Here is a 3,902-nt window from a genome sequence, read left to right as displayed (position 1 = left end):
GCGGAGCGCCTCACCTTCTACGGCATGCGTGAGTTGTGGATTCGCGACGACAACGGCTACATCATCACCCTGGCGGAGAAGGTCGCCAAGGAGTGAATGATGGAAAAGATCGATCTGAAGAAGAGCCACAAAGCGCTCTACCGCCCCTCCGCGGGCAAGGTGGCGGCGGTGGAGGTACCGGAGTTCGCCTTCCTGATGATCGACGGCGAGGGTGACCCGGAGACCTCGCCGCGCTTCGCCGAGGCGGCCGAGGCGCTCTTCTCGGTCTCCTACACCGCCAAGTTCGCGGTCAAGCGCGGTACGCAGGGCATCGACTATGCGGTGATGCCGCTGGAAGGGCTGTGGTGGGCCGACGACATGGAGGCCTTCGTCGAGGGGCGGCGCAACGAGTGGCGCTGGACGCTGATGATCGCCCAGCCCGACTTCGTCGCCGCCGAGACGATCAGCGCGGCGATCGAGACGGTGGCGAAGAAAAAAGGGCTGCCCGCCCTCCCCCGGCTGCGCCTGGAGCGCTTCGCCGAGGGGAGCTGCGCCCAGACCCTGCACGTCGGGCCGTTCAGCGAGGAGGGGCCGGCGATCGAGCGGCTCCATCAATTCATCGCCGAGCAAGGTGCCGAGCGCCGCGGCAAGCACCACGAGATCTACCTCAGTGACACCCGCCGCACCGCCCCTGAGCGCTGGAAGACGGTGCTCCGCCAACCCTTCCGGTAGTTGCCGGACGGGCCGGACGATCACCGCACCCTCCCCCGCCCACCGCATCCTTGCCGCTGCCGGTCCCTCCGGCCGGCCGGGCGGCACTCCGCAGGAAGGCGCCACGGGTTAATTATTTTCGTCGACTTTGTAAGCAATATCTTACGATACGGCGATCCGATTACTTATAATTACAACTCCTGTGCGGAACCTCCTTCCACCCCGGCGTTTCCAGCGGGCAGGCCACGGTGGAGCCCTCTCCGGAATGCGGATCAGGTGATCGGGACGGCGGTGACGCGCCCCCCTCCCGTCGCCCGGCAGAGCCCCTCCCCGCGGGGCGACACCCCGGGGACAGGTCACCGCTCCCACCCGCGGAGGTACCGACCATGAAGCGACTGCTCGATTCGCTGCCCCTCAACGCCAAACTGGCGCTGATCGTCGGCGTCCCCCTCACCGGCCTGCTGCTCAGCCTGGCGGTCTCCCTGATCTCCCTGCGCGACAACCTGTTCGAGGACCGCCGGGTGAAGACCCGCCATCTGGTGGAGACCGCCTATACCCTGGTCGCCCACTACCATCAGCGCGCCCGGGCCGGCGAGATCGACGACGCCGAGGCGCGCCGCCAGGCCCTCGACGCGCTGCGCACGCTGCGCTACGGCGAGGACGAATACTTCTGGGTCAACGACCTCGAGCCGCGGATGGTGATGCACCCGATCAAGCCCCAGCTCGACGGCGAGCGCCTCGACGGGATCCTGGACCCCAGCGGCAAGGCGCTGTTCTCCGTCATAACGGAGACGGTGCGGCAACACGGCGAGGGGTTCGTCGACTACCTGTGGGAGAAACCCAACCACGACCGGCCGGTCGCCAAGCTCTCCTTCTTCAAGGGGTTCGCTCCCTGGGGCTGGGTGATCGGCTCGGGGATCTATCTCGATGACGTGGACGATATCTTCTGGGCGCAGGCGCGTGGCCAGGCACTGCTGCTCTCCCCGCTGCTGGCGCTGACGGCGCTGCTCTCGGTGCTGATCGCCCAACGACTGCACCACTCCATCGGCGGCGAGCCGGCGCAGATGGAGCGGATCGCCGGACGGATCGCCGACGGCGAGCTGCTCACCCGCGGCGACGACGCACGCCACCTGCGCACCGGCATCGGCGCCGCCATGGGGCGGATGGCGAAGAACCTGCGCGAGGTGGTGTGCCAGGTGTTGGACGCCTCCCGGTCCATCCAGGCGGCCGCCGCCGAAATCTCCCAGGGCAACGCCGACCTCTCCCAGCGCACCGAGCAGCAGGCCTCCGCCCTGGAGGAGAGCGCCGCCAACATCGAGGAACTCACGAGCAACGTCAGCGCCAACGCCGACCACGCCCAGCAGGCCGATCGCGTCGCCCGCGAGGTGCAGCGCCACGCCGAGGAGGGGACCCGGGTAGCCGGCCGCGCGGTGGCCGCGATGGCGGAGATCAATGCCACCAGCCGGCAGATGGCCGAGATCGTCGAGGTGATCGACGGCATCGCCTTCCAGACCAACCTGCTGGCGCTCAACGCCGCGGTCGAGGCGGCCCGTGCCGGCGACCAGGGGCGCGGCTTCGCGGTGGTCGCCGGCGAGGTACGTGGGCTGGCCCAACGCAGCGCCGAATCGGCCCGCGAGATCAAGACCATGATCGGCGACAGTGTCGACAAGGTGGCCCTCGGCAGCGAGCTGGTGACCACCACCGGCGACGCCCTCGACACCATCCACGACGCGGTCTCGCGGATGGTCCAGATGATCGCCGAGGTGGCCGCCGCCAACCGCGATCAGGCCGGAGGCATCGCCCAGATCAACACCGCGGTCACCCACATGGAACGGGTCACCCAGCAGAACGCCGCGCTGGTCGAAGAGGTGGCCGCCGCCAGCCAGTCCCTCGACGACCAGTCGCGGCTACTGCTGGAGCTGGTCCGCCACTTCCGCGTGGAGTGACCGTGCGGCGCGCCGCTGACCCTCCTTTACACGGTCTGGCACTTCCGGACATCCGGTTAACCGCTCGTTAACCCCCACCGCGAGTACCGTGGAAGGCGTCCCCCTTCACCCACTTTTTTCGGGAGGCGCTCCATGATCCCCGCGACCCTCAAGGCCCGACTGTTCACCCTCCACCGCTGGCTCGGCATCGGGCTGGCCCCGCTGTTTCTGCTGATCATCCTCTCCGGCGCGGTACTCGCACTGAAGCCGATCCTCGGCGCGCGCGCGGAGGCGCCGCCGCCCGCCGCCGCGGTGGATCCCGCGGCACTGGGCGCGCTCCTCCAGCGGATCGACCCCACCGGCCGCCAGGTTTCCGGCATCGAGGTGGAGGGCGCCGGAGGACGGCTGCGGGTGCGCTCCCCCGACGCCGCCGTGGGCGGTCTCTACGACCTCGGCGACGGCCGCCGGGAGGCGGCGGGCGAGCCCCCCGCCGACCCCTTCCGGGTGGTCGAGTCGCTGCACAAGGGGCTGCTGCTCCACGCCGACGTGGTGACCCGGATCGCCAGCTACGCGATGCTGCTGCTCGTCGTCGCCGGCCCACTGCTCGCCCGGCCGCGGCTGCGCAACAACCTGCGCGGCTGGCACCGTGGGGTCGGCTGGCTGCTGCTGCCGCTGCTGCTGATGCTGCCGCTCAGCGGCATCCTGATGAGTCTCCATATCGGCATGCCGGAGCTGCCGCGGATGAGCGCGCCGGGCGTCCAACTCTCCCTCGGCGATGCGTTGCAGCGCGCCGCGGTGACGCACGACCTCGGCGCGCTGCGCGAGGCGCGCCGCTTCCGCGGCGGCAGCGTGATGCTGCGCCTCGCCACCCCCGACGGCCCTGCGGCGCTGGTGGTGACCGACACCGCGGTGACCCCGCTGGCCGCCGGTGGCGGACTGATCAAGGCGCTCCACGAGGGCACCTGGGCCGGCGCCTGGAGCGGGCTGCTCAACCTGCTCGGTGCCCTCGCCCTGGCGCTGCTCACCGTCACCGGCACGCTCAACTGGCTGCGCGGCCGCCGGCGACCGCGCAGCGTCGTCAGCCGGTGACCGCGCTCCGCGCCGCTCCTGCCGACGCCGCCCGGCCGGCGACGCGCCGCGGCGGAGGTCGCCGGCCTCCGGCTGGTGCATGCCTACCGGGATGTAGATACTTGGCGTAAGGGCCCGCGAAAGAATAACTTCCCGTTTTGGAACGCCGATCCGCTCCGCCGACCTCCGCCCGTCGCGGAGAGTCCGCCACTGCGCACC

At 70.3% G+C, this 3,902-nt stretch carries 3 protein-coding genes; all 3 read left to right on the top strand.

Annotated elements, in window-relative coordinates; genetic code table 11:
* The first annotated feature begins 99 nt into the window (after positions 1-99).
* The 3 genes from ACYQ2W_RS25460 (at position 100) to ACYQ2W_RS25450 (ending at position 3,704) form a co-directional block, all read left to right on the top strand.
* Positions 100-711: a GyrI-like domain-containing protein gene (locus ACYQ2W_RS25460; protein ID WP_459873729.1), complete on the top strand. Its 612-nt coding sequence runs from the start codon at positions 100-102 to the stop codon at positions 709-711.
* Between the two features lie 365 nt (positions 712-1,076).
* Positions 1,077-2,636 (top strand): methyl-accepting chemotaxis protein, encoded by a 1,560-nt coding sequence (locus ACYQ2W_RS25455; RefSeq protein ID WP_459873727.1) that lies wholly within the window; start codon positions 1,077-1,079, stop codon positions 2,634-2,636.
* A gap of 132 nt (positions 2,637-2,768) precedes the next feature.
* A complete protein-coding gene (locus ACYQ2W_RS25450) occupies positions 2,769-3,704 on the top strand; it encodes a PepSY-associated TM helix domain-containing protein (protein ID WP_459873725.1) in 936 nt (311 codons plus the stop codon).
* Positions 3,705-3,902 lie beyond the last annotated feature (198 nt).

This window comes from Endothiovibrio diazotrophicus (genome assembly GCF_054657215.1).
Note: the sequence above shows the minus strand (reverse complement) of the source record. Positions and strands in the feature narration are given on the sequence as shown.